Source organism: Mesorhizobium sp. M1143 (genome assembly GCF_040318435.1).
Taxonomy (GTDB): domain Bacteria; phylum Pseudomonadota; class Alphaproteobacteria; order Rhizobiales; family Rhizobiaceae; genus Mesorhizobium.
The window spans coordinates 1-612 of sequence record NZ_JAMYMJ010000203.1; the positions used below are offsets into that span (position 1 = coordinate 1).

1 protein-coding gene is annotated in these 612 nt (G+C 63.2%); it reads left to right on the forward strand.

Annotated elements, in window-relative coordinates; genetic code table 11:
- On the forward strand, window positions 1-611 hold a 611-nt coding region (locus tag NKH35_RS31955), incomplete at its 5' end, for an EF-Tu C-terminal domain-related protein (protein ID WP_023743048.1).
- Window position 612 lies beyond the last annotated feature (1 nt).

Sequence of the window (612 nt, forward strand, 5' to 3'; positions counted from 1 at the left end):
TGATGGCTGCGGTCGATGCCTATATCCCGACGCCGGTTCGTCCGCTGGACAAGCCGTTCCTGATGCCGATCGAAGACGTGTTCTCGATCTCGGGCCGTGGCACGGTCGTGACCGGCCGCGTCGAGCGCGGCATCGTCAAGGTCGGCGAGGAACTGGAAATCATCGGCATCCGTCCGACGACCAAGACGACCTGCACGGGCGTCGAGATGTTCCGCAAGCTGCTCGATCAGGGCCAGGCCGGCGACAACATCGGCGCGCTGCTGCGCGGCGTTGATCGTGAAGGCGTCGAGCGCGGCCAGGTTCTGGCCAAGCCCGGTACGGTGAAGCCGCACAAGAAGTTCGTGGCCGAAGCCTACATCCTGACCAAGGACGAAGGTGGCCGTCACACGCCGTTCTTCACCAACTACCGTCCGCAGTTCTACTTCCGCACGACCGACGTGACCGGCATCGTGTCGCTGCCGGAAGGCACGGAAATGGTTATGCCCGGCGACAACATCACGGTCGATGTCGAGCTGATCGTGCCGATCGCCATGGAAGAGAAGCTGCGCTTCGCCATCCGTGAAGGCGGCCGCACCGTCGGTGCCGGCATCGTCGTCACCATCAAAGAGTAAT